Raw genomic sequence first — 24,297 nt, forward strand, 5'->3', positions numbered from 1 at the left:
CGGCGTTTCTGACGGCCTGTCAGCACTTTCACGTCGTGGTGAAGGTGATCTCGTGCCATCCCGTGGCGCCGTCGGGCAGCACGGGCGAGCGCAGCGGTGTCTGCGTGTAGCCCGACCGGTCGGTGGCGCGGCAGGTCAGCCGGTGGTTGCCGGGCCGGGGCACGTCGAGTGCGATCTGCCACATCCGCCACGCGTCGTCGGTGACCACAGTGGACAGCTCGGCCTCGCGCCACGGCCCGGAGTCCAGCCGTGCCTCGACCTTGGCGATCCCCGTGTGCTGGGCCCACGCGATGCCCGCGGCGACCACGCGGCCCGCGAGCAGAGTGCCGAACGCCACCGGCCGGTCGATGCGGGACTGCGTCTTCACCGGCGCCTCGCGTGCCCAGTCGCGTTCGAACCAGTAGGCGCGGCGGGCCTCCCAGGTGGTCACCTCGAGGTCGGTGACCCACTTCGTCGCGGACACGTAGCCGTACAGGCCCGGGACGACGAGCCGGGCCGGGAAGCCGTGTTCGAGCGGCAGCGGCTCGCCGTTCATGCCGAGTGCGAGCAGCGCGCCGCGATCGCGGTCCAGCACGACGGCCAGCGGCGTGCCGCAGGTCCAGCCGTCGGCGCTGGTGGAGAACAGCTGCTCGGCCCCCCGGCCGCACCCCCGCCTCCCGGAGCAGCTCGCCGAGATCGACGCCGATGAAGTTCGCGGTGGAGATGAGCGGCCCGCCGACCTCGTTGGACACGCAGCACAGGGTGATCGTGCGCTCGACGAGCCGGCGGGCACGCACGTCGTCGTAGGAGAGCTCCAGCTCGCGCTCGACCATGCCGTGCAGGCGCAGCGTCCAGCCATCGGCCCGCACCTGCGGTACCACCAAGGCGGTGTCGATGCGGTAGAAGTCCGTGTTCGGGGTGAGAAACGTCGGTGTGCCGAGCTTGGCGAAGTCGGCGTCCGGTGGCACGGGCGGTGCCGGGCGGACAGGCCGCAGGGGCGGCACGGCAGCGCGCGAGGACGCCGCGTCACGACTGACGCCCAACAGCTGCCCGCCGAGCCCGAGCACCCCGGCCCCTGCGGCGACCCCTCCCGCGCCGAGCAGGAACCGCCTGCGCCCGGGCGCCGGCCGCCCGCCGATGTTCTCGGGGTTGTCGGGATTCTCGGTGGTCTCGCGGAGTGCGCGGGCGTGCAGGAACCGGAACGTGCCGATCCCCGCGACCAAGCTCGCGAGCGGTGCCAGCAGCGCGAGCTGACCGACATCGGCCCGGGTGAACACCGCCACCCCGCCCAGCACGCCGAGCCCGCCGATGAGTGCGGTCCCCGGCCCGGGCCCACGCCGCGACAGCACGCCCGCCACGACGGCCAGCAGCAGGAGCACCACGGCCATCCCGCCCAGCAGAACGACCTTGTCGGCGGTGCCGAACGTCCGCACCGCCCAGTCCTCGAGCCACGCGGGCGTCAGCTCGACCACGGCGCTGCCCACCGCGAGGTACGGCGACGCGCTCCGCCCCACGAATGCGGCCACGACGTGTCCTGCCGCCAGGGCGGCCGCGAGCGCCACCACGCCGGTGACCACCGCGTGTGGTGCGGAGAGGCGCGCCCGCTCGGTCATGCCCCCATCGTGGAACGCGCGGCGGCCCGACGGGACCCGCAGCCGGTCACGAGTGCCTCACGACCGGCCCGGCCCGCCGGTGGTCACGTGCACGGCCGGCCGTCGGTCACGCGGTCAGCGCCGAGCGCAGGCGGTCCTCCTCGACCCTCCAGTACCCGTGCTCGGCGCCGTCGACGAGAAACACGGGCACGCGGTCGCCGTACTCGGCCTGCCAGTCCGGGTCGGAGTCGACGTCGGCGGTGGACCACGGCACGCCGAGTTCGCCACAGATGCGGGCGATCTCGGCCTCGGCCACCTCGCACAGGTGGCAGCCGGCCCGGGTCATCACGGTCACCTGGTGCATGGCTTCCATCTTGCCCGGCGGACGCGCTCAGCCACGCAGGCGGACGCGGCGCAGCTTGCCGACGGCGGAGTGCGGCAGCTCGTCGGTGAACTCCACCCTGGTCGGCACCTTGTAGCGCGCGAGCCCGGCCTCGCAGACAGCGATCACCTGCTGCTCGGACAGCGCCGCGCCGGGCGCGGGCCGTACGTAGGCCTTCACCGCCTCGCCGCTGCGCTCGTCCAGGACGCCGGCCACGGCCACCTCGGCGACCCCGGGCAAGGTCATGATCACGTCCTCGACCTCGCGGGGGTAGACGTTGAACCCGTTGACGATGATGAGGTCGTTCGCGCGGTCCACGAGGTGCAGGTCGCCGTCCACGTCGAGGTAGCCGACGTCCCCGGTGCGGTACCACCCCTCGTCGTCGGGGCCGTGTGCCCGGTCGGGCCAGTACCCGCTGAACAGGTTCGGCCCGCGGATGGCGACCAGTCCGGTGAGCCCGATGTCGTCCGGGAAGGCGTCGTCGGGGTCGGCCGGGTCGAGCGGTGCGGGCCCGGGCGCGCCGTCGCTGTCCACGAGCCGCAGCTCGATCCCGGGCAGCGGACGGCCGGCCGATCCGGGCTTGGCGTAGCCGGTGACCAGCGTGGAGGTGACGACGGGGGCGGCCTCGGTGAGGCCGTAGCCCTCGAACACCGCCAACCCGGTGGCCGCGCGGATGGCGGCGAGCACCCTCGGGTGCAGCGGCGCGGCCCCGGACACGAGCAGCCGGACCGTCGAGAGCGCCTCGCCGACCTCGTCGGCGGGCAGAGCTGCGAACTCGGTGTACATCGCGGGCACGCCGACGATGACGGTGACCCGCTCGTCGAGGCAGGTGCGCAGGGCCTTGCGGGCGTCGAACCGCTGGGACAGGACCGCGGTCGCACCGGCCGCCGTCGTGGCGAGCAGGCCGGGCCCGAGGCCGTAGATGTGGTGCAGCGGGATCGCGATGAAGAGGCGGTCGCCGTGCTCGGCGATCGTGGGCCGCACGGACCGCACCTGCTCGACGTTGGCCAGCAGGGCCCGGTGGGAGAGCATCACGCCGCGCGTCGGCCCGGTCGTACCCGAGGTGTAGAAGATGGCCGCGATGTCCTCGTGCTGGCTCCGACACGGCACCGCCTGCGCCTGGCCGACGTCGATCTCTGGTGTGACCAACGTCACAGTATCTGCGAGTTCCCTACCGTCCCCGCTGATCAGTAGCTTCGCCCCGCTGTCAGTGAGCAACTCACGAAGCTCGGCGTCCGGAGCCGTAGGAGACAGTGGCACCGCGATCCCGCCCGCCCGGGCGACGGCGAAGAAACCCACCGCGAACGCCGTCGAGGTGGGCAGCCGCAGGGCCACGCGGTCGCCGGGGTTGAGCCCGAGCGCCAGCAGGCGATGCGCGAACGAGTTCACCGCATTGTCGACATCCGCCCAGCTCAACACCGTGTCGGCGATGGTGTCGACGAGCCCGGGGACCGCAGGGTGCTCCCGGGCGGCCCTCGCGACGAGGTCCGCGACGTTGCCGACGTCACCGGTCACAGCAGGCCCCTCTCACTCCGCCAGTGTGCCAGCAGCTCTACTCCGTCACAGCCAGGAATTCACCCCGTCTCCTTTTCGCAACCCGGACACCACTACCTACTTTGCGGTAACAACGCGTATGCTCCGTCAGGCGACGTAGTGGCGATGATCACGCGGAGTCCGGGAACGGGCCCGGAGGAGGTGCAACACGATGAGCTTGCCGATCGCTGTTGCGGCTGGTCCCGCACCTGTGCGGCTCCGGAGCGTCGACAGTGCGGCCCGCGCGCACCGGCACGACAGTGTGTCCGAAGCCGACGCCGCCACGGCCGAGAACTGGGAACTCGTGCGCGCCGCGCAGCGCGGCGACACGGCCGCCTTCGGCCGGCTCTACGACCGCTATGTCGACGGCGTCTACCGCTACGTGCTCCTGCGGGTCGGCGACCGGCACCTCGCCGAGGACGTCACCAGCGAGACGTTCCTGCGCGCCCTGCGGCGGATCACGTCCATCTCCTACCAGGGCCGGGACGTCGGCGCCTGGTTCACCACCATCGCCCGCAACCTGGTGCTCGACCACGTCAAGTCGAGCCGGTTCCGGCTGGAGATCGTCACCGACGAGGTCACCGACTCCGGAGCGGTGCCACTCGGCAACGGCACCGGGCACGGCGCGCCCGGGCCCGAGCAGCAGGTCATCAGCAAGAACACCAACGACGAGCTGCTGCGCTGCATCGCCGACCTCGGCGACGACCAGCGGGAATGCATCATCCTGCGGTTCATCCAGGGCTTCTCGGTCGCCGAGACCGCGCGAATCATGGAGCGCAACGAGGGCGCCGTCAAGGCACTGCAGCACCGGGCCGTGCGCAGGCTCGCGAAGCTGCTGCCCACCGGCCTGCGCTGAGGGCCGTAACCGCGCTGCCTGCGCGATCGTTGTCCCGGCGAAGGATTCGGCGGCGACAAGGGCCGGGAGGCGGCGGATGGTCAGGCCTCCGTGGTCGCGTGGGCAACGGCGGGAGCACGATCGCTTCGCGCGCGCCGTCGACGCCGGGCACGATCCGGAGTTCAGCGAGGAACTGGCCGTGGTCGCGGCACTGCGCAGGCTCGGCGAGGAGGTTCCGCTCGACCCCGAGACCCGCGGCCGCATCGCCGAGCGCACCCGCCCCGGCCCAGAGCCGCGCAAGCGGCGTCGGCTGGTTCCCGTCCTCGCCGCCGCGATCGCGCTGCTGCTGGCCGTGACCGGGCTCGGGGTCCTGCTGGCCGAGAACGCGCTGCCCGGCGACTCGCTGTACCACGTCAAACGCGCCCGCGAGAGCGTCGTGCTGGGGCTGACGTTCGACGAGGAGGCGCGGGCGCTCAAGCGGCTCGACTACGGCGCCGCCCGCCTCGACGAGCTGACCGTGCTGATGCGGCGTGGCCACCTCGACGGCGAGGCCTACGCCGTCGGGTTCGCCGACTTCGCCGTACAGACCCGGACCGCCGTCACCGAACTCACCGCGCTCGCCACGTCCTCCGACGGCCACCATCTCGGACCCCTGCGCACCTGGGCGACGGCACAGGCGACCCGGATCGCCGCCATCCACCGCGTCCTGCCCGGCGAGGCCGCCGAACCGAAGGCGCTGCTGATGCGCGTCGAGTCACGGGCTGAGGCGCTGGCCGACCGGATGGCGTGCTACCGCATCACCTCCGGCCGGTACGACGAGCTGGGCGCGCTGCCCGCCACCGGCGCGTGCGGCACACCGGAGACCCTCCGGCGCCGGCCCACGCGCAGCGTTCCGGCCTCGCCCGTTCCCCCACCGGAGCCCCCGCCGGTCGAGGACGCCGTGACGAGCACGGCCACCGGCTCCTCCTCGCGGACGCCCGGGCCGCCGGACGCGCTGCCGACCCCGACCGGTCCGCCCGCCACCACGACGACGGTCCCGGTGCCCGAACCGCTTCCCGGGCCGTTCCCGACCCCCACGAGCCCTCGGCTACCGAGCCCCAGCACCCCGCCGTCACCGCCGGTCTTCACCCTCCCGCCGCTGCTGCCGGGGTTGCTCGGGGTGAGCAACGGATAGCTCTCCGCCGCCGACGATATTCTGGTTACTCTGTGCACAGCACCGGAGTGGAACTCAAACTCAAGCGTGGAGGCGGTGTGCGTGTCACTGTGGCGGGCCCGCAGTAAGGGGCAGGAACGCGAACGGCTCGCCGCCCTGGCAGGCGAAGCCTCGGCCGACGCTGCCGTGGCCATGGAAGCCGCGCAGATCGCCACGCTGCCCGCGCCGGAGACCCCGGACGGCCAGGAGCCTCCGCCCCCGCCCGCACCGCCGGACCTCACCGCCGCCGCCTTCTTCGACGTCGACAACACCATGATGATGGGCGCGTCGATCTTCCACTTCGCGCGCGGACTCGCGGCACGCAAGTACTTCACCTCCTCCGACCTCGCCGGGTTCGCCTGGCAGCAGGTGAAGTTCCGCGTCGGCGGCCGGGAGGACAAGCAGGGCATGCAGTCCAGCCGCGAGCAGGCACTGTCCTTTGTGGCCGGACGTACCGTCGACGAGATGGTGGCCGTCGGCGAGGAGATCTACGACGAGCTCATGGCTGACAAGATCTGGGCGGGCACCCGCGCGCTCGCCCAGATGCACCTGGACGCGGGCCAGCGCGTCTGGCTCGTCACGGCCACGCCCGTCGAACTGGCCGCCATCATCGCGCGGCGGCTGGGACTCACCGGCGCGCTCGGCACGGTCGCCGAGAGCATCGACGGGGTGTACACCGGAAGGCTCGTCGGCGACCTGCTGCACGGACGCGCCAAGGCGCACGCGGTCCGCGCGCTCGCCGCCCGCGAGGGGCTGAACCTGCGCCGCTGCACGGCCTATTCGGATTCCCAGAACGACGTGCCGATGCTGTCCGTGGTCGGCACCGCCGTGGCCGTCAACCCCGACGCCGGCCTGCGCGACATCGCCCGCGCGAAGGGCTGGGAGATCCGCGACTTCCGCACCGGTCGCAAGGCGGCCAAGATCGGCGTGCCGTCGGTGCTGGGCGCGGGTGCGGTCGCGGGCGCCGTGGCCGCCGGACTCGCCTACCGGCGCCGGATCGCCTGACGCATTGCGGCGGGGCAGGCGGCGTGTGCGCCGCTCCCGTCGCCGTGTCTGCCGTTCCCGTAGCCGTGTCCGCGGTTCCGGTAGCCGTGGGCGCCGTCCATGGCAATGAATTCGTTCGACGCTGACAGAAGGCCCGAATTTCCGTCAGGGGACCATTGGTGTGGTTGCCTTGGTTGCCTAGGTGGTTGGGTTTCAGGCACGCCTTCGGCGCGCCGTGGGAAACTGCCACTCCACACATGACCATGCATTGTCTGGTGGTTAGCGACAGTTCCCCACGGAACGGATTTCGTGGTCACGTTCCGTTGTTTTTCGGTTCACTCATATGATTCGGTATTTCGCGGTAGAATCGTGGGCATGGGGGAAAATTCTATCGAGCGCCTGGTCGAGCTGGAGCGCGAGATCGCTCGGCTGCAGGCGTTGCAGGTGCGGGCTTTGGCGGAGTATTCGGCGTCGCGGGATGATGCTGCGGATGTGGCGTCGGAAGTGGCGCTGGCGTTGGCGATTTCGGAGAATACTGCGCGGATCAAAATAGGGTTGGCGCGGGATTTGGTGACCCGGCTTCCCGAAACGTTGGGTGCGTTGTCCCGGGGCGAGATCGATTTGCACAAAACCTCGAAAATGTCGGAGCCGACGTCGGTCTTGTCCGATTCGATGGCCGGTGAGGTGGATGCACTGGTGGCCGGTCGGTTGGCCGGGCGGGATGCCTCGTCGATTCGGCGGATGGTCAACCGTGCGGTGCAGAAGGTCGATCCGGAGGGTGCTGCGGCGCGGGCGGAGGCGCGGCGGCGGGAACGGCGGGTCGAGCTGCGACACGCCGATGAGGCGATGGCCACCCTGACCACCGACCTCCCGGCCGAGGTCGCCTCGGCCGCCTACGCCCGCATCGATCGGTGTGCGCCGGGCGCTCCGCAACGCCGGTGACCAGCGGACCATGGACCAGTTGCGGGCCGACGTGTTCGCCGACCTTCTGCTGGGCAACCACGCCGGTCCTGCGTCACCGAAGGCCGAGATCTTCATCCACATCGACGTCGCCACCCTCGCCGGCGTCGCCGACAACCCGGCCGACCTCGCCGGCCACGGACCCCTCCCCGCCTCCATCGCGCGGGCCATCGCCTTCGACCCCAACTCCACCTGGCGGCGCATCATCACCGACCCCCACACCGGCGCCCCGCTCGACGTGGGCCGCACCCGCTACCGGCCGCCCGCCGTCACCGCCGACCACGTCAAGATCCGCGACCGCGAATGCCGGTTCCCCACCTGCCACCGCCCCGCCCACGACACCGACCTCGACCACCTCATCCCCCGCCAGCGTTCCGGCGACACCAACACCGGCAACCTCATCGGGCTGTGCCGACGCCACCACCGCACCAAACACACCCCCGGCTGGCACTTCCACCTCACCAACAGCCGCCAACTCCACATCACCACCCCCACCGGCCACACCTACCGGCCGTGACTGGCTGCGATCCGGAGCGACACCGCTGAGGTCGGGACCGCCAGGGTCGGAGCCACACCAGCCCCACAGGGTGACCGCCCTAATCCGACGTCCGCGGCGAAACTGCGCGTCCTCACGCGGCGCCCGCGGAGCTGACGAAAACCCCGACCGTGCCGTCAGTCCTTGAAGACGCCCCGGCGCTGAGACAACCGCCGGTAGAGCATCTGCTGGATGGCCTCGCGCACCTGGTCGTTGAGGTTGAACACCTGCATCGGGTCGTCGCTGGCCTCCGGGCCGAACGTGTCGGTGCGAACGGGCTCACCGAACTCGATGTGCCACTTCGTCGGCAGCGGAATCGCGCCGAGCGGGCCGAACAGCGGGAAGAACGGCGTCACCGGGAAGTACGGCAACCCGAGCAGCCGCGCCAGCGGCTTGATGTCGCCGATCTTCGGGTAGATCTCCTCCGCCCCGACCACGGACACCGGAATGATCGGCACCTGCGCGCGCAGCGCCGCCGACGCGAACCCGCCCCGGCCGAACCGCTGCAGCTTGTACCGCGCCGAGAACGGCTTGCCGACGCCCTTGAAGCCTTCCGGCCACACACCCACGAGCTCGCCGGCCCGCAGCAGCCGCTCGGCGTCCGGATTGCACGCGAGCGTCTGACCCGACTTGCGCGCGAGCGTGCCCAGCAACGGCGTCTTGAACACCAAATCGGCGCCGAGCATCCGCAGGTGCCGGTGCCTCGGGTGCTCCTCGTGCACGGCGAACGCCGTCATGATCGAGTCGATGGGCAGCACACCGGAGTGGTTGCCGACGAGCAGCGCACCACCGTCCAGTGGCAGGTTCTCGACGCCGTGCGTGCTCACGCGGAACCACTTCTCGTACAGCAACCGCAGCGGCGGCAGCACGACCGTGTCGGTGAGCTCCCGGTCGAAACCGAACTCGTCGACGGTGTAGTCGCCGGTCAGCCGGTTCCGCAGGAACGTGAGCAGCCGCGTGAGCGTGTCGTGGCCTTCCGCCGCCTCCTCGGCGGGCTTGCGGAACGCCACGACCGGAGCGTCGTGCTCGGTGTCGACGTCGTGGTGCGGCTCCGCGCTGCGTCCCGGGTGCAGCTGGATGACCTGTGCCGACGAGCCGCTCGTCACTACTCCGCCCTCCTACCGCTGACCGAGGCGACCAGATCCGCGACACGTTCTCCGTCGACGATCGGCCGTAGTCCCCGGCCGACGATGTAGTCGTCGAACGCCTCGCGGGTCGTCCACCGAGGGGTGTACCCGAACTCCTTCTTGAGCCGGGTGGTGTCGACAACCCGGCCGAAGTTGAGCAGCCGCACCTGATCCGCCGAGAAGTCGACGAGTCGGGCGCTGCGCAGCACCTTGCCGAGCGACGGCATCACCGACCGGGGAACCGGCAACTCGATGCGGCCGGAACGCCGGATGGCCTGGGAGAGCGTGAGAACGCCGTCGGCGGCGACGTTGAACACACCGGGCCGGTCCTCGAGCGTCGCGCACTCCAGCACGGCCAGCGCATCGGAGGAGTGCAGCAACTGCAGCCGGGCGTCGAAACCGAGGACGGTCGGCACGAACGGCATCGCGAAGTAGCGGGCCAGCACCGTGTCGACCTCCGGGCCGATGATGTTGGCGAACCGTCCCAGGGTCACGGTGATGTCGGGCCTGCGCCGGACCAGTCCACGGACGTAGCCCTCCATCTCGACGGCGTCCTTGGCGTAACCCGTCGCCGACGTCGGGATCAGTTCCGAGTCCTCGGTGAACACCGCGGGCGAACGAGCACTCGCACCGTAGACGGCCGCGGAGGACTTCACCACCAGCTTGCGCACGAGCGGCGATCGCTGGCAGGCGGCAAGCAGCCGCATGGTGCCGATGACGTTGACTTCCTTGACCGTCAACCGCCTGCTCGGCCCGGGCGGATGCGCCGAGGTGGAGGCGTGGACCACCGTGTCGACCTTGGCCGAGCTGATGATCTTGGCGATCAGCGGGTTGCGGATGTCGGCGCGGACGAACTCCGCATGCCCCAGCCTGCGCAGGATCTCCGGGCGGGGCGGCGACGTGTCGACGCCGATGACGCGCTCCAGGTCCGGATTGTTGCCCAACCGCGCCAACAGTCTGCTCCCGAGCTCACCGGCGACTCCGGTGACGAGGACGATGTTGGGCGGCATTGAACCCCCTGGCACAAGGCGTGGATGTCGCGCGAGAGACGCCTCAGGATCGTACTCCCCGGGCGAGGCCGCAGAGCCGTCGCTTACACGCAATTAACCCGGGTTATGCCTGCCGGCCACGTGGCCGCCCGTCCGCGCGGGACGAGCGGCCGTGGTGTCACTTGCCCTGCTTGCGACGCTGCACTCGCGTGCGGCGAAGCAGCTTGCGGTGCTTCTTCTTGGACATACGCTTACGGCGCTTCTTGATCACCGAGCCCACAGAAACTCCTTCAGAAGTAGGTCGTGCTGTCGCGTGGGGCAAGCACACGCACGGCCTATCAGGTTACCTGGGGCTTTCGGCGGTCTCGTTCGTGGGCCTACCCCACATCGAAGTACGCGTTGTCCAGATAGTCGTGCACCGCCTTCTCCGGCACCCGGAACGACTTGCCGACGCGTACGGCCGGCAGCTCGCCCGAGTGCACGAGGCGGTAGACGGTCATCTTGGAGACGCGCATCAGCGACGCCACCTCGGCGACCGTCAGAAACTGGACCTGCCGTGGTCCCGGCACGTCCTCGTTCTTGTTCGGCGGCATAGTTCTCACCGTGTCCCTTTTCGGGTACGTGTCGCGCCGCTCGGCTTCCCCTCCGGGCGGTTTCGTCACGCACGTGCTACCGCCGAGGGTAGCGGGACTCGTGAGACAGATGCGACGGCCGTCGAGGGGATGACCCCCGCGGGCGAGTCAGTCCTCGTGAGCCTTGCCGAGCTCGACGGAGCGGTCGCGGGCCGCTTCGATCGCGTCCAGCATCGCGGCGCGCACGCCGTGTTTCTCCAGCTCACGGATGCCGTTGATGGTGGTTCCCGCGGGCGAGGTCACGGCTTCCCGCAACAGCACCGGGTGCTGCGAGCTCTCGGCCAGCATCTTCGCCGCTCCGACCGCCGACTGGACGATGAGCTGCTCGGCGACGGCACGCGGCAGGCCCAGCAGGATGCCGGCGTCGATCATGGCCTCGACGAGGTAGAAGAAGTAGGCGGGCCCGGACCCGGACAGCGCCGTCACGGCGTCCTGCTGCGACTCCGGCACCACGACGACCTTGCCCACGGCGCTGAGCAGCTCCTCCACCACACGTACGTGGCGGTCGGTGGCATGCCGGCCGGGTGAGATGGCGCTCATGGCCTCGTTGACCAGCATCGGAGTGTTCGGCATCACGCGGACGACCGGGGTGCCCTCCGGCAGGCGGCGCTCGTAGAGGGAGGTCGGCAGGCCCGCGCACATGGACACCACGAGCGAGTCCGGCCCGACCAGGGGAGCCAGCTCGTCGAGCACCGGGTCGATGTCCTGCGGCTTGACGGCGACGACCAGCACGTCGGCGCGCTTGGCGGCCTCGGTGACCTCCACGCCTGCAACGCCGTAACGCTCGGTGAGTTCGGCCGCACGGTCCGGGTGCCGCTCCGTGAACAGCAGCTCGTCCGCGCTGCGACCGCTGTGCAGCAGGCCCGACAGCAGCGCCTCGCCGATCTTTCCAGCACCCAGTACCGCGACAGTAGACATGCTTAAACGGTAGCTGCAGCGCGCAGCGCCTCCGTTTGGGTGGTGGCGGGAGACGCCCGCGCGACGGGCCCCTCAGTCCGGGCCAGACGTGCCACAGCGCGCCCGGCTCACGGCGTCGGCGACAGCGCCAGCTGACGTGCCTGGCAGACGATGCGGCCGTGGGCGTCCACCACCAGCGCGTCGGAGTCGAACCATCCCTCGTGCACCGACCGGCAGTCGACGTGCGCACGCATCCACCCCGGTGCCGGACGCGTGCGCAGGAGTGCCGTGAGCTGCGCCGTCGGAGCCCAGCCGACGCGGCCGAGGTTGAGCACGACCGGCGGGTTGATGTCGCCGGCGAGCAGCGCGAAGTACGGGTCCGGTTCGCCGTCCCGCGGCCGCACCCACAGCCGCAGCCTCGGCGGGTCGCCGGTGCGCCCGACGAGATACCCGGCCGTCGCCGGATCGATCCGCACATCACAGGCCCTGGCGAGGTTGAAGACGCCCTCGGGGTCATTGCCGTCGAGCGGGACGCACCCCGGCGGGGGTTCCACCGGCGACGACGGCGCGTCGTGCCAGACGGGCCTGCGTACGGGCAGCCGCCCCGCCGTGACCCTCGCCTCGACGCAGCTGCGGCCGCGTTGCTCCAGCACCACGGCGACGACCGTCGCCCGACGGCCCACCTTGCGCACGTCGGTGCGCAGCAGCACGGGACCGATCGCGGGCGGGCGCAGGAACTCGGCGCTCACGACGAGCGGGTCGATCACCGGCTCACCGCGTTCGGCGACGGCCGCGACCGCCGCCTTCGCCAGCAGAGCCAGGAGGAAACCGCCGTGCGGGTGGGTGCCGATGCACCATTCGTGCCGCAGATCCGCCGTGAACGTGCCGTCTCCGAGCGGACGGGCGGTGCAGGCGGCGCCGAACGACACCGGCTCCTGGTCGACGGTGCTCACGAACGGCTGGCCAATGCTCGGAGGAAGAAGGCGACGTTGGCCGGTCGTTCGGCCAGTCTCCGCATCAGGTAGCCGTACCACTGTTCCCCGAACGGCACGTATACGCGCACGGTCTCCCCTTCCGCCGCCAGCCTGCGCTGCTCGTCAGGCCGGACCCCGTACAGCATCTGGTACTCGTAGCCGCCCTGCTCCCGGCCGTACCAGCGGGTGCGCTCGCGTAGCACCGCCACCAGCCGCGGATCGTGCGTGGCGAACATCGGGTAGCCGGACCCGGCCAGCAGCCTGTTGGCACACCGAACGTAACTGAGGTCGACGTCGTGTCCATGCTGGTACGCCACCTCGGGCGGCTCCGCGTAGGCACCCTTGCACAACCGCACCCGGGAGCCCTCCGCCGCGAGCCTCGCCGCGTCGGCCTCGGTGCGGTGCAGGTACGACTGGAGCACCGCGCCCACGGACGGCCACCGCCGCCGCAGGTCGGCGACCAGCCGCAGGGTGACGTCGGTGGTGGTGTGGTCCTCCATGTCGATGGTGACGGTGGTGCCGTGCCGCTCGGCGGCCTCGCAGATCTGGCCGGCACAGTCGAGGGCGAGCCGCTCGTCGATGCGCAGGCCGAGGGCGGAGAGCTTCACGCTCACCTCGGCGCGATCGGTCAGTCCTTGGGCGCCCAGCGCGTCGAGCAGCCGCAGGTACGCCTTCACCGTGTGCTCGGCGTCGGCGCGCTCCACGATGTCCTCGCCGAGGTAGTCGAGCGTGGCGTACCGACCGTCGGCGGCCAGCAGCCGCACCGCCGCCAGCGCGGCGTCCACGTCCTCGCCCGCGACGAACCGGTCGACGATGCGCCGCGTGCCGGGTGCGCGCGACACCAGCCGCCGGACGACGTCGTTGCCCGCGGCGGCGAGAATCAGAGAACGCAGCGGCTCCACGATCAAAACTCTACGGGTCGGTAGCCGGGTCGACAGGTGGCCCTGGCCTCAAGTTGATCTTGCTGTGGTCCGGACAAGGCACACCGTTCACCCCAGATGCAGCCTGCTGAACAGCAGTGCCTCGCCCAGCATCTTCGCGCGCTGCGACAGGTCCCGGGCACTCCGCGTGTTCACCTCGAGCACCACCTGGCCGCCGAACCCGTTCGTGGCGAGCCGCTCCAGCAGCTCGGCGCAGGGCTGGGTGCCCCGGCCGGGCATCAGGTGCTCGTCCTTGGCGGCACCACTGCCGTCGGCCAGGTGGACGTGGGTGAGCCGCTCGCCCATCCGGTCGGCCAGGTCGAGTGCGTCCATGCCGGCAGCGGCGGTGTGGGAGAGGTCGAGGGTGTAGTTCGAGTACCCGACGTCGGTCGGGTCGATCGACGGACGGAACGCGGACACCCCACCGTTGCGGCCGCCGGGCGGGCGGACCTTGAACATGTTCTCCACCGCGATGGCCACGCCACTGCTCTCCTCGAGCTCGGCGACCAGGTCGGCGAAGGCATCGGCGTACCGGCGCTGCCAGCGGAAGGGCGGATGCACCACGACGGTGCGCGCCTCCAGGTCCATCGCCGCCTCCACCGAGCGGCGCAGTCGCACGACGGGATCCGGAGACCACACCCGTTGGGTGATGAGCAGGCACGGCGAGTGGATAGCCAGCACCGGGACGCCGGTCTCCCGGCTCCGCCTGCGCAGCGCCGAGACGCTCTGACTCTCCGGATCGGCCCAGACCATCACCTCGACGCCGTCGAAGCCGAGTGCCGCGGCCAGTTCGAACGCGCTGCGCGCACGGAGGGGCCACACGGATGCCGTCGACATCCCGACGGGAATCGCAGCGTTCACGCGCTATTTCGTCACGAGGAGCAACGCGGCGGGCGAGACGGTCACGACCAGCCCGACCAGCAGGGCGAGCACCGTCGTCTGCAGGTCGTCGGCACGCCGCACCTTGCGCACGATCCAGACCAGGGCCACGGTCACCAGCAGCGCGGCGACGAGCGCGGCCGCGGGCAGCACACCCCACAGCCAGTTGAAGCCGAGCCACACGGCCGCCCCGCCGACCACGCCGAGCGCGAGCTGACCCGCCAGCGCGAGCCACTGCTTCGCGGGCGAGGTGTCGTCGACGTCCTCGTCGGCGTCGTCGCGCCGGTCGTAGTCCTCGCCGGTCCCCGCCCGCTCGTCGTAGTCGTCGTCGGCGTAGTCCGGGTAGTCGGCGTCCCGACCGGATTCGGCCAGCGGGTCGTCGTCGAGCACGCCGCCGCCGTAGGGGCTGGCGTCGTCGTCATCGTCGTCGAAGTCAGGAACGAAGAAGCCGGTGGCCGGCCCCTCGTCGGCGTCACTGGAGGTCTCGGCAGGCGGCGCCACGGGCGTGATGCCGACCTCGGTGTCCTCCTCCGGCAACGTCTCGCGCCTGCGGCGGCGCCAGTTGGCCAGGCCGGCGGGCGGCTCGTCCGGGTCGACCGCCTTGTTGAGCGTGGTCGGCTGCTCGGCCTGCTCATCCACGACCGCCGGGAACTGCTCCGTGTTCGGTTCCGGCGGCGGTGGCGGCGCGCCGCGCGGCGGACGCCGCCGCCGGGGCGGCATCGGGAAGGCACCGCTGGTCTGCGGCGGCTGTCCCGGCGCGGGCGGCTGCTGCTCCGGCGCCTCGGACTGCTCGGCACCCTCGAGCCGGGCCGCGAGCGAGCCCTCCGGCCGCGGCGGCTCGGCGGGCGGTGTCGCGGGCGGAACGCGCCGCGTCGAGGACATCCGGCCCTGCGGGTCGGCCGGCGGCATGCCCGTGGGTGCCGCGCCGTTGCGGGCGCGGGGTGGGAGCGGCGGCCTGTCGCCCTCGTCCGGCGGCGGAACCGGGAAGCCCCCGGATCCCTGCTGTGGCGTGCCCCGGGACGGCAGCGCGGAGCCCTCGTCCGGCCGGTCGCCCCGTGGCGGTGCGGGCGCGGCGCCGTTGCGCCTGCCCACGCCAGGAGGCGGCGGGCCCTCGGCCCGCACCCGGTCGATGATGGCCTGCGGTGCCGTGTCGCTGATGCTCGGCTGACGGCCGCCCGGTGCGTCGTCATCGTCGGCAGCGCGACGCCGCCGACGGCGCGGTGCGCCGCCGACCTGTCCGCCATGCTCGGCGAGTAGCTCGGCCACGGTCTTCTGTGGCCGCCCGCCGTCGCTGTCTCGAGTCATCCTTTCCACCGTGCCCGTCGCCAGTCGTCTACGTCCAGTGTGAACCCAGGCGTCATCAGTGCCGGCCCCGGCCGGTCAACAGTGCAGTCTGGTCCTCGCCGTCCGAATGGTCCAGCCTGCGCAGGATCACTCCCTCCCGAAGTGCCCAGGGGCATATTTCCAAAAGCTCCAGCGAGAGGGCGCGCATCGTGGCCTGCGCCACCAGCGCGCCCGCCACGAGCTGGTGGGCCCGGCTGGCACTCACACCCTCCAGCTCCGCGAGGTCGCCGGACGACATCCGCGAGATGAACGCGATCAGCTGCCGCAGTGCCGTGTCGGTGAGCACCCTGCGCACGCGGGGACCGGCGGCCGAGGGAGCCGCACCGGCGAGCCGCGCCAGCGAGCGGAACGTCTTCGACGTCGCCACCACACGGTCCGGTTCGCCGAGCTTGGCGACCCGCTTGGCGAGGTCCCCGAGCTGATCGTCCAGCCAGGCAGCGGTCGCGACCACCTCCGAGCGCTTCGGCGGGTCGCTCGAGAACCGGGTTCGCGTGATCCGGCCCGCACCGAGCGGCAACGACTCCGCGAGTGCGGGCTCCTCGTCGATCCCCATCGCGATCTCCAGCGAGCCGCCGCCGATGTCGAGCACCAGCAGCTGTCCCGCCGACCAGCCGTACCACCGGCGGGCCGCGAGGAAGGTCAGCCGCGCCTCGTCCTCACCGGCCAGCACCCGCAGCTCGACGCCGGTCTCGTCGGCGACCCGGCTCAGCACCTTGCCGACGTTGGTCGCCTCCCGCACCGCGGACGTGGCGAAGGCCATGACCTCCTCGCACCCGCGGCGCTTCGCCGACTCCTTGGCCGAGTCGATCGCCTTCACCAGGCTCGCGATGCCGTCCTTGGTCAACTCGCCGTCGGCGTTGATCTGCTCGGCCAGGCGCAGGACCGTCTTCTCCGAGTGCATCGGCGTGGGGTGGGCACCACGATGCGCGTCCACCACGAGCAGGTGGACGGTGTTGGACCCGACGTCGAGTACCCCTAGGCGCACAGGGAACCACGGTACCCGGCCGCGGGCTCAGCCCTCGAACTTGTAACCAAGACCGCGCACCGTGACGAGGTGCCGCGGCGATCCGGGGTCGGGTTCGATCTTCGACCGCAAGCGCTTGACGTGGACGTCGAGTGTCTTGGTGTCGCCCACGTAGTCCGCGCCCCACACCCGGTCGATGAGCTGGCCGCGCGTGAGCACCCGGCCGACGTTGCGCAGCAGGTACTCGAGCAGATCGAACTCCTTGAGCGGCAACGGCACCTCGGTGCCGTCGACCGTCACCACGTGCCGCTCGACGTCCATCCGCACCGGGCCGGCGGCGAGCACGGGCGGCGCGGCCTCCGGCTCGGTGCCGTTCGTCTCCCCGCCGCGACGCAGCACGGCGCGGATGCGGGCGATGAGCTCGCGCGCGGAGTACGGCTTGGTGATGTAGTCGTCGGCACCGAGTTCGAGCCCGACCACCTTGTCGATCTCGCTGTCCCGCGCGGTCACCATGATCACCGGCACCGTCGACCGTGCGCGCAGCTGTTTGCACACGTCGGTGCCGCTCATGCCGGGCAGCATCAGGTCGAGCAGGACGATGTCGGCGCCGTTGCGGTCGAACTCCTCGAGCGCCTGCTGACCCGTGGTGGCGAGCGCTGCGGTGAACCCCTCCTTCCGCAACAGGAAGGCAAGCGGGTCGGCGAACGACTCCTCGTCCTCGACGATCAGCACCCTGGTCACAGCGATGTTCCTCCCGGTTCGGTGCTCGGCTGCGCGCTCGGGACCAGAGATTCGGAACGCTGCTGCTCCGGCCTCCGGTCGGGGGTGGCAGGCTTGACGGCCTCGACGTGCGCCGGAATGCGCAGCGTGAACGTGGAGCCGACGCCGGGCCTGCTCCACAGCTTCACCTCGCCGCCGTGGTTGGCCGCGACGTGCTTGACGATGGCGAGTCCCAGTCCGGTGCCGCCGGTGGCGCGCGAGCGGGCCTTGTCGGCGCGGTAGAAGCGCTCGAAGACGCGCTGCTGCTCCTCCGGCGCGATGCCGATGCCGCGGTCGGTCACGGCCAGCTCGACGTAGCCGTCCACGAGTCGCCTGCTGATGGAGACGGGGCTGCCCTGCGGCGAGTAGGCGACGGCGTTCTCCAGCAGGTTCGACAGGGCCGTCACGAGCAGTGTCCGGTCGCCCTCGACGAGCAGGCCGCTCGGGCCGTCGGTGGCCACGGTGATCTCGGCGGACTCGGCGGCGAGCTTGGTGCGGCCGAGGGCCTCGCGGACGACCGCGTCCACCTCCACGACGTTCAGCTCGGGTAGCTTCTCGGCGCCCTGCAGGCGGGACAGCGCGATGAGCTCGGTGACGAGTTTGCCCAGCCGGGTGGACTCCCGCAGGATCTTCTCGCCGAACCGGCGGACCTCGGCCGGGTCGTCGTGGGCGTCGAGGACGGCCTCGGCGAGCAGCGCCATCGCGCCGACCGGCGTCTTGAGCTCGTGGCTGACGTTGGCGACGAAGTCGCGCCGGGTGGCCTCCAGCCGCACGGCCTCCGAGTGGTCGACGGCCTCCACGACGGTGAAGCCGTCCCCGAGCGGGCGCACCTCCGCGACCACGGCCTCCGGCTGCCTGCCTCGGACGGCGAGGGGCGAGATGTCCACCTCGACCTGGTCACCGGTCTCGTTGACCTGTTCGGCGGCCTTGCGGGCCCGCGCGTCGACCTGGCTCCCGCGCAGCAGGCCGAGCTCCTCGGCGCGCTCGTTGTGCAGGACCATGTCACCGAATCGGTTGAGCACGACGACGCCGTTGTTCGACGACCGCACGAAGCGCGAGAGCAGTTCCGCCGCCGTGGGCCCGACCGGCCTGCGGCTGTCGCGGCCCGCGGTGCGCGCGAAGAAGAAGCCGACGGCGAGGCCGGCCACCAGGGTGGCAGTGGCCAGCATGAATGCTGCGGAGGCCGTCACGTTGTGCATCGTAAGCGTCGGGGTGGGTGATTGGCCTAGCCCTGGCGGCCCTCTCGTGACCGTCGTGACACTGACCGGCCATGTGTTCGCCACCAGGCAAGATCCAGTTCACCTGTGCGTTGCCGGGACGGGCTGCCGGATCATTCGATCGAGTCGAGATCGGTGTCCGCACGGTGACCGACGGCCACGCAAAGTGCCCGCTCGGCGATGGTCGCCGAGCGGGCTTCGGGGTGTAGCGAGGGCCCGTCAGCGGCCCTGGTTCGCGACCGCGGCCGCGGCCTTCTCGGCCGTCTCGGGGTCGAGGTAGGTGCCGCCCGGGTTGGTCGGCTTGAGCTCCGCGTCGAGGTCGTACCGCAGCGGGATACCGGTCGGGATGTTCAGCCCGGCGATGTCGGCATCGGAGATGCCGTCGAGGTGCTTGACGAGCGCGCGAAGCGAGTTGCCGTGCGCCGCGACCAGCACGGTCTTGCCGGCCTTGAGGTCGGGGACGATGGCCGACTCCCAGTACGGCAGCAGCCGCGCCACGACGTCTTTGAGGCACTCCGTCAGCGGCATCTGGGCACCGAGGCCCTGGTAGCGGGCGTCGGCGTCCTGGCTGTACTCGCTGCCGGGCTCGATCGGCGGCGGCGGAGTGTCGTACGAGCGGCGCCAGAGCATGAACTGCTCCTCGCCGAACTCGGTGGCGATCTCCTTCTTGTTCTTGCCCTGGAGGGCGCCGTAGTGGCGCTCGTTGAGCCGCCAGTCGCGGCGCACGTCGATCCAGTGCCGGTCGGCGACGTCCAGCGCGATGTTGGCCGTCGAGATGGCCCGCCGGAGCAGCGAGGTGTGTACGACGTCGGGCAGCAGCCCGGCCTCGGCGAGCAGCTCGCCACCCCGCCGCGCCTCGGTCTCGCCCTGCTCGGAGAGGGGGACGTCGACCCAGCCGGTGAACAGGTTTTCCGCGTTCCACGTGCTCTGCCCGTGTCGCAGCAGCACCAGAGTCCCAAGTTCGGCCATGCTGCCAGCGTGCCAGAACGCGTGGGCCGGCTCGGAGCTGCCCGCTCTACTCAGAGTGTTGCAGAAGGGAAGTCACTACCCGCATGGTTCGGACGACGGGCGGCCACGACGTTTCGCCAGCGTTAACGAGGTCGCTTTGTGTTAACGCTCGCAGTAAATATCACTCGAATAGAGTAGCCAGTAGTCTTGTGATTACAGTCCCGAGTCTGACAAGTTGACCTGTGAACCCGCGTGCGGGCCGGAAACCACGCACTCCCCGGACCGTTCGCGGGCGCAGGACGCAGCTCGTCTCCCCCCTGCCGAGCTGCGGCCCGCCGGCCCCGTTGGCATCCCCCTCGCCACCGGGTCCACTCTGGCGGGAACGTAAGCGGGGCGGCTCGAGTTCGCGACTCCCCCCTCCCTCGAGCCGCTCCGCCTCCCACTTTCGGGCTGTCCGCTGACCGCGCGGACCTTCCTCGGCTTCGCCATCGCTTCTGGGGGGCCGAGCCCCCAGACCCCCACGGTGCGTGCTCCTCACCCTTGGCGTGCGCTGGGCACGGACGCTTGAACCAGCATCGGCGGTGCTCGCCGCCCGGCGGTGCCGGTTGGGCAGGTGCAAAAGGGGTTGCCGGGTCGTCGGCGTGGACCAGCCACCGGCCGCGCTGGCGGCGCGAGCCGGTCGCGTGTCGTTCGTTTCAGTCGGTCAGGGAGCCCGGCTCGTGCTCGGCGCTCGGCTCGATCAGGTGCTTGAACGCCTGCAGATTCGCCAGCGACTCCCCGCGCGAGACCCGCCAGTCCCACTCGCGCCGGATCGAGCTCGCGAACCCCAGCTCCAGCAGCGTGTTGAAGTCGCCGTCCGCCGCCTCCAGCACCTGGCCGAGGAGCTTGTCCAGCTCCGCGGCCGACACGGTGTCCGGACCGAAGCGGCCGACGAGGTAGATGTCGCCCGCCGCGTCGATCGTGTAGTGCACGCCGTAGAGCTTCGCGTTGCGTCGCAGCAGGAAGCGGTAGACGTCCTCGTGCGCCTCGTCCGGGCGCCGGCAGACGAACGCTTCGATGGCGAACGAGTGCTCACGGGCGACCAGCCACGCGTTGGTCTGCAGCTTCTTCACGCCGGGCAGGGTGACGAAGTAGACGCCCTCCCCCTTGCGGTCGTAGGCGATCTCGGCGGCGTCGAGCGCCGAGCGGATCACCTCGTCGATGCTGCTCACACCGCCACCTCCAGGGCCGCCCGGCGGAAGGCACTCGTCGCCTCGGTGTAGGCGTCGAGCAGGGCGTCGGTCGTCCGCTGCCACGAGAATCGCCCCGCGTGCCGCAGCGCGCCCGCCGACAGCTCGGCGTGCCTGCCCGGCCGCAGCGCGATGTCGGCAAGGGCGTCGGCCCAGTCGTCGGCCCGGTGCGAGGGCACCAGCAGGCCCGACCGGCCGTGGTTGACGGCCACCGGCAAGCCACCGACCTCGGCGGCCGCCACCGGCGTGCCGCACGCCTGGGCCTCCAGCGCCACCAGGCCGAACGACTCGTTGTGGCTCGGCACCGCGACGACGTCGGCGGCACGGTAGACGTTCACCAGCGCATCGGCGGCCTGCGGCGGCAGGAACCGCGTCAGGTCGGCGATGCCCAGCGAGACGGCCAGCTCGCGCAGCGCCTGCGGCTGCTCCATGCCGGTGCCCGACGGCCCGCCCGCGACGAGCACCACCAGCCGGTCCCGCAGCGACGGCTGCCTGGCCACCAGCTCGGCGGCCGCCCGCAGCAGCACGTCCGGAGCCTTCAGCGGCTGGATCCGGCCCGCGAACGCGAGCACCACCGCGTCGGCGGGCAACCCCAGCGCCCGGCGCGCGGCGTCCTTCGAACCCGGCCGGAACCGCTCGAGGTCCACGCCCGGCGACACGGTGCGCACGGCGCGCCGGTCGGCGTCGTACAGCTCGACCAGCTGCGCGGCCTCGACGTCGGTGTTCACCACCAGCCGGTCGGCCTCGGCGACCACCTGCTCCTCGCCGATCACGCGCGTGCGCGGCTCGGGCGAGTCGCCGTCGGCCAGCGCGGCGTTCTTCACCTTGGCCAGCGTGTGGGCCGTGTGCACGAGCGGCACACCCCAGCGGTCACGCGCGAGCCAGCCCACCTGGCCCGACAGCCAGTAGTGGGAGTGGATGAGGTCGTAGTAGCCGGGCTCGTGGAACGCCTCGGTCCGCAGCACACCCGACGTGAACGCACACAGCTGTGCGGGCAGCTCACCCCGCGACAGCGGCTCGAACGGGCCCGCCGGGATGTGCCGGACGATCACCCCGGGTGCGAGCTCGGCGACCGGCGGCTGATCCGACGACGTGGCGCGCGTGAACACCTCGACGCTCACCCCGCGCCGCGCCATCTCCTGCGCGGTCTGGGAGATGTAGACGTTCATGCCACCGGCGTCTCCGGTGCCCGGTTGCTCCAACGGCGAGGTGTGCACGGACAGCACCGCCACCCGGCGCGGCTGCTTCACCGGCCGGTACCAGGAGATCGTCACCGAATCACCTTTCTGTTCGGGCTTCGCCCGCCCGTTCCCCGGCGAACCGCGCCAGCGTCGCGTTGAACTCCCGCGCGGCCTCCACGAACGGTAAATGGCCTACACCAGGCCACCAACGCGACTCGGCCCCGGGTATCTTCCCGGCGGCGTACTCGCCCGAGGTGATATCGACAACGGCGTCCTCCGTGCCGTGCACGACCAGCGCCGGGACGTCGACCGAAGCCAGGACGTCCGCGCTGTCGACGTCCCGGCGGAACAACCCCGCCCGCACGTGAGGCGGCACGGCGAGGGACGTGCCCAGCAGCGCCTGCGCCAGCGGACCCGGCACCGGCTTGCTCGCCATACCGTCGCACAGCTTGCCCAGCGCGGGCAGCGCCACGTCCAGCTCGTCGGAGAGCACGCCGGGGAGAGCCTCCCGCATCGCGGACCCCACCACGCCGCCCGGGTGACCGTTGCCGATCTCGGTGATGGCGCCGGCCAGCACGACGCCCGCGATCCCGCGGGTGCCATGCACGCGCAGGTAGTCGGCGATCACCAGCCCGCCGTAGGACCAGCCGACCACCACCGCGGGCTCCCCCGCGATGCCCAGCACCGCCCCGAGGTCACCGGCCCAGACCAGCGGATCGTCGTAGCCGCCCGCGGGGACGTCCGACTGACCGTGGCCCCGCAGATCCATCGCCACGAGCCGGAACCCGCGGCGCAGTTCCGGGTCCGCGAACTGCTGGTCCCACACCCGCGCCGACTGCGCCCAGCCGTGCACGAACACGATCGCCGGCGCGCTCTCGTTGCCTTCGACGCGCACCCCGATCCGGACGCCACCGGCACCTACGACCTCGGTTCTCATGGCGGCAGTCTCCTACAACGGCCGGTTCCGCCCCACCGGCACCTGGTGGGGCGGCACGCGACCCGCCTCAGCGCACCCGGCGGAAGAACTCGCGGACGTCGCCGACGAACGTCTCCGGCGCCTCCATCGCCGCGAAGTGCCCGCCGTCGCCGAACTCCGCCCAGTACACGACGTTGTGCTGCTGTTCGGCGATCGCCCGGATGGTGGTGTCACCGGGGTAGAGCGAACACCCGGTGGGCACGCCCGAGCTCTCCGGCGCCGCGCCCCACTGCGAGGACTCCTTGTAGATCCGGATCGACGAGGCGAGCGTCTCGGTGAACCAGTAGATGCTCGCGTGGGTGAGCAGCGCGTCCCGGCCGACTGCGTCGTCGGGCGACTCGATGGCCGGGTTGGAGAACAGGTGGTAGATGTCGGCCAGCCAGGCGAGCAGCCCGGCGGGCGAGTCGTGCAGCCCGACGGCGAGCGACTGCGGCCGCGTCGACTGGATCCCCGCGTACCCGCCGATCTCCTCGAACCCCTGCGCCTTCTCCCAGCGCTGCCGGTCGGCCTCGTCCAGCGTGCTCGGGTCGAGGTCCCACCCGCCGAAGGTGAGCAGCCCGTTCACGTGCACTCCGACGACGTGGTCGGTGTCGATACGGCCCAGCTGCGGAGCGACCAGCGCGCCGAGGTCGCCGCCCTGCGTGCCGTAGCGCTCGTACCCGAGGCCGGCCATGAGCGCGGCGATCACCTCGGCGTAGCGGTCGCTGTCGGCCTGGCCTGCCTGCCTGGTCGGCCCGGAGAACGCGAACCCGGGCGGCGACGGAACCACCACGTGGAACGCGTCGGCCGGGTCGCCGCCGTGCGCACGCGGATCGGTCAGCGGCCCGATCACGTCGAGGAACTCGGCGAACGTCGCACCCCAGCCGTGCACCAGCACAAGCGGCAGCGCGTCCGGTTCCGGCGAGCGGACGTGCAGGAAGTGCACGCGCTGCCCCGCGATGTCGGTGACGTACTGCGGGTGGCGGTTCAGCCTCGCCTCCCAGGCACGCCAGTCGTACCCGGTGCGCCAGTACTCGGCGAGCCGGCGCACGTACGACACGGGCACGCCGTGACTCCAGCCGACGCCCGGAAGCTCGTCCGGCCACCGCGTGGTCGCCAAACGCGCCCGGAGATCGTCGAGGTCGGCGCGCGGAACGTCGATGCGGAACGGTTCGATTCGCAGAGCGGTCATCGCTGTGTCGGTAGTCATGGCACGACCATAGGAGCCATACCGGCCACTTTTCGTCCGCAATGGGGAGCGAAGCGGTCGAGCTGGCGATCATGTCCGAT

24 protein-coding genes and 1 pseudogene are annotated in these 24,297 nt (G+C 71.4%); 5 read left to right on the forward strand and 20 right to left on the reverse strand.

Translation table 11 applies throughout. The annotated features are described in order from the left end of the window. Positions 1–28: 28 nt before the first annotated feature. From ACFSZT_RS01635 to ACFSZT_RS01645, 3 genes and pseudogenes are all read right to left on the reverse strand, one after another. Positions 29–1,592: pseudogene (locus ACFSZT_RS01635) on the reverse strand (molybdopterin-dependent oxidoreductase). A 106-nt stretch (positions 1,593–1,698) separates the two neighbouring features. Continuing rightward, a complete protein-coding gene (locus ACFSZT_RS01640) occupies positions 1,699–1,935 on the reverse strand; it encodes a glutaredoxin family protein (RefSeq protein ID WP_377387629.1) in 237 nt (78 codons plus the stop codon). 27 nt (positions 1,936–1,962) lie between these two features. After that, on the reverse strand, positions 1,963–3,468 hold the full coding sequence (locus ACFSZT_RS01645; RefSeq protein ID WP_377387631.1) for an AMP-binding protein: 1,506 nt from the start codon (positions 3,466–3,468) through the stop codon (positions 1,963–1,965). 190 nt (positions 3,469–3,658) lie between these two features. Here ACFSZT_RS01645 and ACFSZT_RS01650 point away from each other — a divergent pair, with 190 nt between their 5' ends. From ACFSZT_RS01650 to ACFSZT_RS01670, 5 genes are all read left to right on the forward strand, one after another. Then, positions 3,659–4,342, forward strand: a complete 684-nt coding sequence (locus tag ACFSZT_RS01650; protein ID WP_377387634.1) for a sigma-70 family RNA polymerase sigma factor — start codon at positions 3,659–3,661, stop codon at positions 4,340–4,342. 76 nt (positions 4,343–4,418) lie between these two features. Next, complete coding sequence (locus tag ACFSZT_RS01655; RefSeq protein ID WP_377387637.1) at positions 4,419–5,495, forward strand: DUF5667 domain-containing protein; 1,077 nt, start codon at positions 4,419–4,421, stop codon at positions 5,493–5,495. Positions 5,496–5,561: 66 nt separating this feature from the next. Then, the gene (locus tag ACFSZT_RS01660) at positions 5,562–6,518 is read left to right on the forward strand and encodes an HAD family hydrolase (protein WP_377387640.1); all 957 of its coding nucleotides are present in this window, start codon (positions 5,562–5,564) and stop codon (positions 6,516–6,518) included. A 288-nt stretch (positions 6,519–6,806) separates the two neighbouring features. Next, positions 6,807–7,439, forward strand: coding sequence for a DUF222 domain-containing protein (locus ACFSZT_RS01665; RefSeq protein ID WP_377478145.1), 633 nt, complete (start codon positions 6,807–6,809; stop codon positions 7,437–7,439). 10 nt (positions 7,440–7,449) lie between these two features. After that, on the forward strand, positions 7,450–7,974 hold the full coding sequence (locus ACFSZT_RS01670; RefSeq protein ID WP_377387643.1) for an HNH endonuclease: 525 nt from the start codon (positions 7,450–7,452) through the stop codon (positions 7,972–7,974). Positions 7,975–8,129: 155 nt separating this feature from the next. Here the strand turns inward: ACFSZT_RS01670 and ACFSZT_RS01675 are convergent, their stop codons facing one another. The 17 genes from ACFSZT_RS01675 to ACFSZT_RS01755 all read right to left on the reverse strand — a co-directional run bounded on the left by ACFSZT_RS01675 (position 8,130) and on the right by ACFSZT_RS01755 (position 24,217). Beyond that, positions 8,130–9,098, reverse strand: a complete 969-nt coding sequence (locus ACFSZT_RS01675) for a lysophospholipid acyltransferase family protein (protein ID WP_377387646.1) — start codon at positions 9,096–9,098, stop codon at positions 8,130–8,132. Continuing rightward, the gene (locus ACFSZT_RS01680; protein WP_377387649.1) at positions 9,098–10,129 is read right to left on the reverse strand and encodes an NAD-dependent epimerase/dehydratase family protein; all 1,032 of its coding nucleotides are present in this window, start codon (positions 10,127–10,129) and stop codon (positions 9,098–9,100) included. Before ACFSZT_RS01680 ends, ACFSZT_RS01675 begins: the two co-directional genes overlap by 1 nt. A 157-nt stretch (positions 10,130–10,286) precedes the next feature. After that, a complete protein-coding gene (locus ACFSZT_RS01685) occupies positions 10,287–10,388 on the reverse strand; it encodes a 30S ribosomal protein bS22 (protein ID WP_005453035.1) in 102 nt (33 codons plus the stop codon). 97 nt (positions 10,389–10,485) lie between these two features. After that, entirely contained in the window at positions 10,486–10,701 is a 216-nt protein-coding gene (locus ACFSZT_RS01690; protein ID WP_377387654.1) for a helix-turn-helix domain-containing protein, read from the reverse strand. Positions 10,702–10,848: 147 nt separating this feature from the next. Continuing rightward, positions 10,849–11,658 carry a pyrroline-5-carboxylate reductase gene (gene proC / locus ACFSZT_RS01695; RefSeq protein WP_377387657.1) on the reverse strand — a complete coding sequence of 270 codons (810 nt, stop codon included), beginning with the start codon at positions 11,656–11,658 and terminating at the stop codon, positions 10,849–10,851. A 107-nt stretch (positions 11,659–11,765) separates the two neighbouring features. Further along, on the reverse strand, positions 11,766–12,590 hold the full coding sequence (locus ACFSZT_RS01700) for a thioesterase family protein (protein WP_377387660.1): 825 nt from the start codon (positions 12,588–12,590) through the stop codon (positions 11,766–11,768). Then, the gene (locus tag ACFSZT_RS01705) at positions 12,587–13,513 is read right to left on the reverse strand and encodes a proline dehydrogenase family protein (RefSeq protein ID WP_377387663.1); all 927 of its coding nucleotides are present in this window, start codon (positions 13,511–13,513) and stop codon (positions 12,587–12,589) included. The genes ACFSZT_RS01700 and ACFSZT_RS01705 overlap by 4 nt, the downstream gene beginning before the upstream one ends. A gap of 87 nt (positions 13,514–13,600) precedes the next feature. Next, a complete protein-coding gene (locus ACFSZT_RS01710) occupies positions 13,601–14,368 on the reverse strand; it encodes a sugar phosphate isomerase/epimerase family protein (protein WP_377387829.1) in 768 nt (255 codons plus the stop codon). A gap of 27 nt (positions 14,369–14,395) precedes the next feature. Then, positions 14,396–15,715 carry a hypothetical protein gene (locus ACFSZT_RS01715; protein ID WP_377478147.1) on the reverse strand — a complete coding sequence of 440 codons (1,320 nt, stop codon included), beginning with the start codon at positions 15,713–15,715 and terminating at the stop codon, positions 14,396–14,398. Positions 15,716–15,770: 55 nt separating this feature from the next. Then, a complete protein-coding gene (locus ACFSZT_RS01720; RefSeq protein ID WP_377387669.1) occupies positions 15,771–16,739 on the reverse strand; it encodes a Ppx/GppA phosphatase family protein in 969 nt (322 codons plus the stop codon). A 27-nt stretch (positions 16,740–16,766) separates the two neighbouring features. Beyond that, complete coding sequence (locus tag ACFSZT_RS01725; RefSeq protein ID WP_377387672.1) at positions 16,767–17,459, reverse strand: response regulator; 693 nt, start codon at positions 17,457–17,459, stop codon at positions 16,767–16,769. Continuing rightward, a complete protein-coding gene (locus ACFSZT_RS01730; protein ID WP_377387831.1) occupies positions 17,456–18,646 on the reverse strand; it encodes a sensor histidine kinase in 1,191 nt (396 codons plus the stop codon). Before ACFSZT_RS01730 ends, ACFSZT_RS01725 begins: the two co-directional genes overlap by 4 nt. 267 nt (positions 18,647–18,913) lie before the next feature. Beyond that, on the reverse strand, positions 18,914–19,663 hold the full coding sequence (locus ACFSZT_RS01735; protein ID WP_377387675.1) for a phosphoglyceromutase: 750 nt from the start codon (positions 19,661–19,663) through the stop codon (positions 18,914–18,916). Positions 19,664–20,337: 674 nt separating this feature from the next. Beyond that, complete coding sequence (locus ACFSZT_RS01740) at positions 20,338–20,853, reverse strand: type III secretion system chaperone family protein (protein ID WP_377387677.1); 516 nt, start codon at positions 20,851–20,853, stop codon at positions 20,338–20,340. Then, complete coding sequence (gene mshA, locus ACFSZT_RS01745) at positions 20,850–22,145, reverse strand: D-inositol-3-phosphate glycosyltransferase (RefSeq protein ID WP_377387679.1); 1,296 nt, start codon at positions 22,143–22,145, stop codon at positions 20,850–20,852. Before mshA ends, ACFSZT_RS01740 begins: the two co-directional genes overlap by 4 nt. Positions 22,146–22,149: 4 nt before the next feature. Next, on the reverse strand, positions 22,150–22,989 hold the full coding sequence (locus tag ACFSZT_RS01750) for an alpha/beta fold hydrolase (protein WP_377387681.1): 840 nt from the start codon (positions 22,987–22,989) through the stop codon (positions 22,150–22,152). 67 nt (positions 22,990–23,056) lie between these two features. Next, positions 23,057–24,217 carry an epoxide hydrolase family protein gene (locus tag ACFSZT_RS01755; protein WP_377387683.1) on the reverse strand — a complete coding sequence of 387 codons (1,161 nt, stop codon included), beginning with the start codon at positions 24,215–24,217 and terminating at the stop codon, positions 23,057–23,059. Between the last annotated feature and the right edge of the window lie 80 nt (positions 24,218–24,297).

Origin of the sequence: Prauserella oleivorans (genome assembly GCF_042685745.1) — a bacterium.
Taxonomy (GTDB): domain Bacteria; phylum Actinomycetota; class Actinomycetes; order Mycobacteriales; family Pseudonocardiaceae; genus Prauserella_A; species Prauserella_A oleivorans.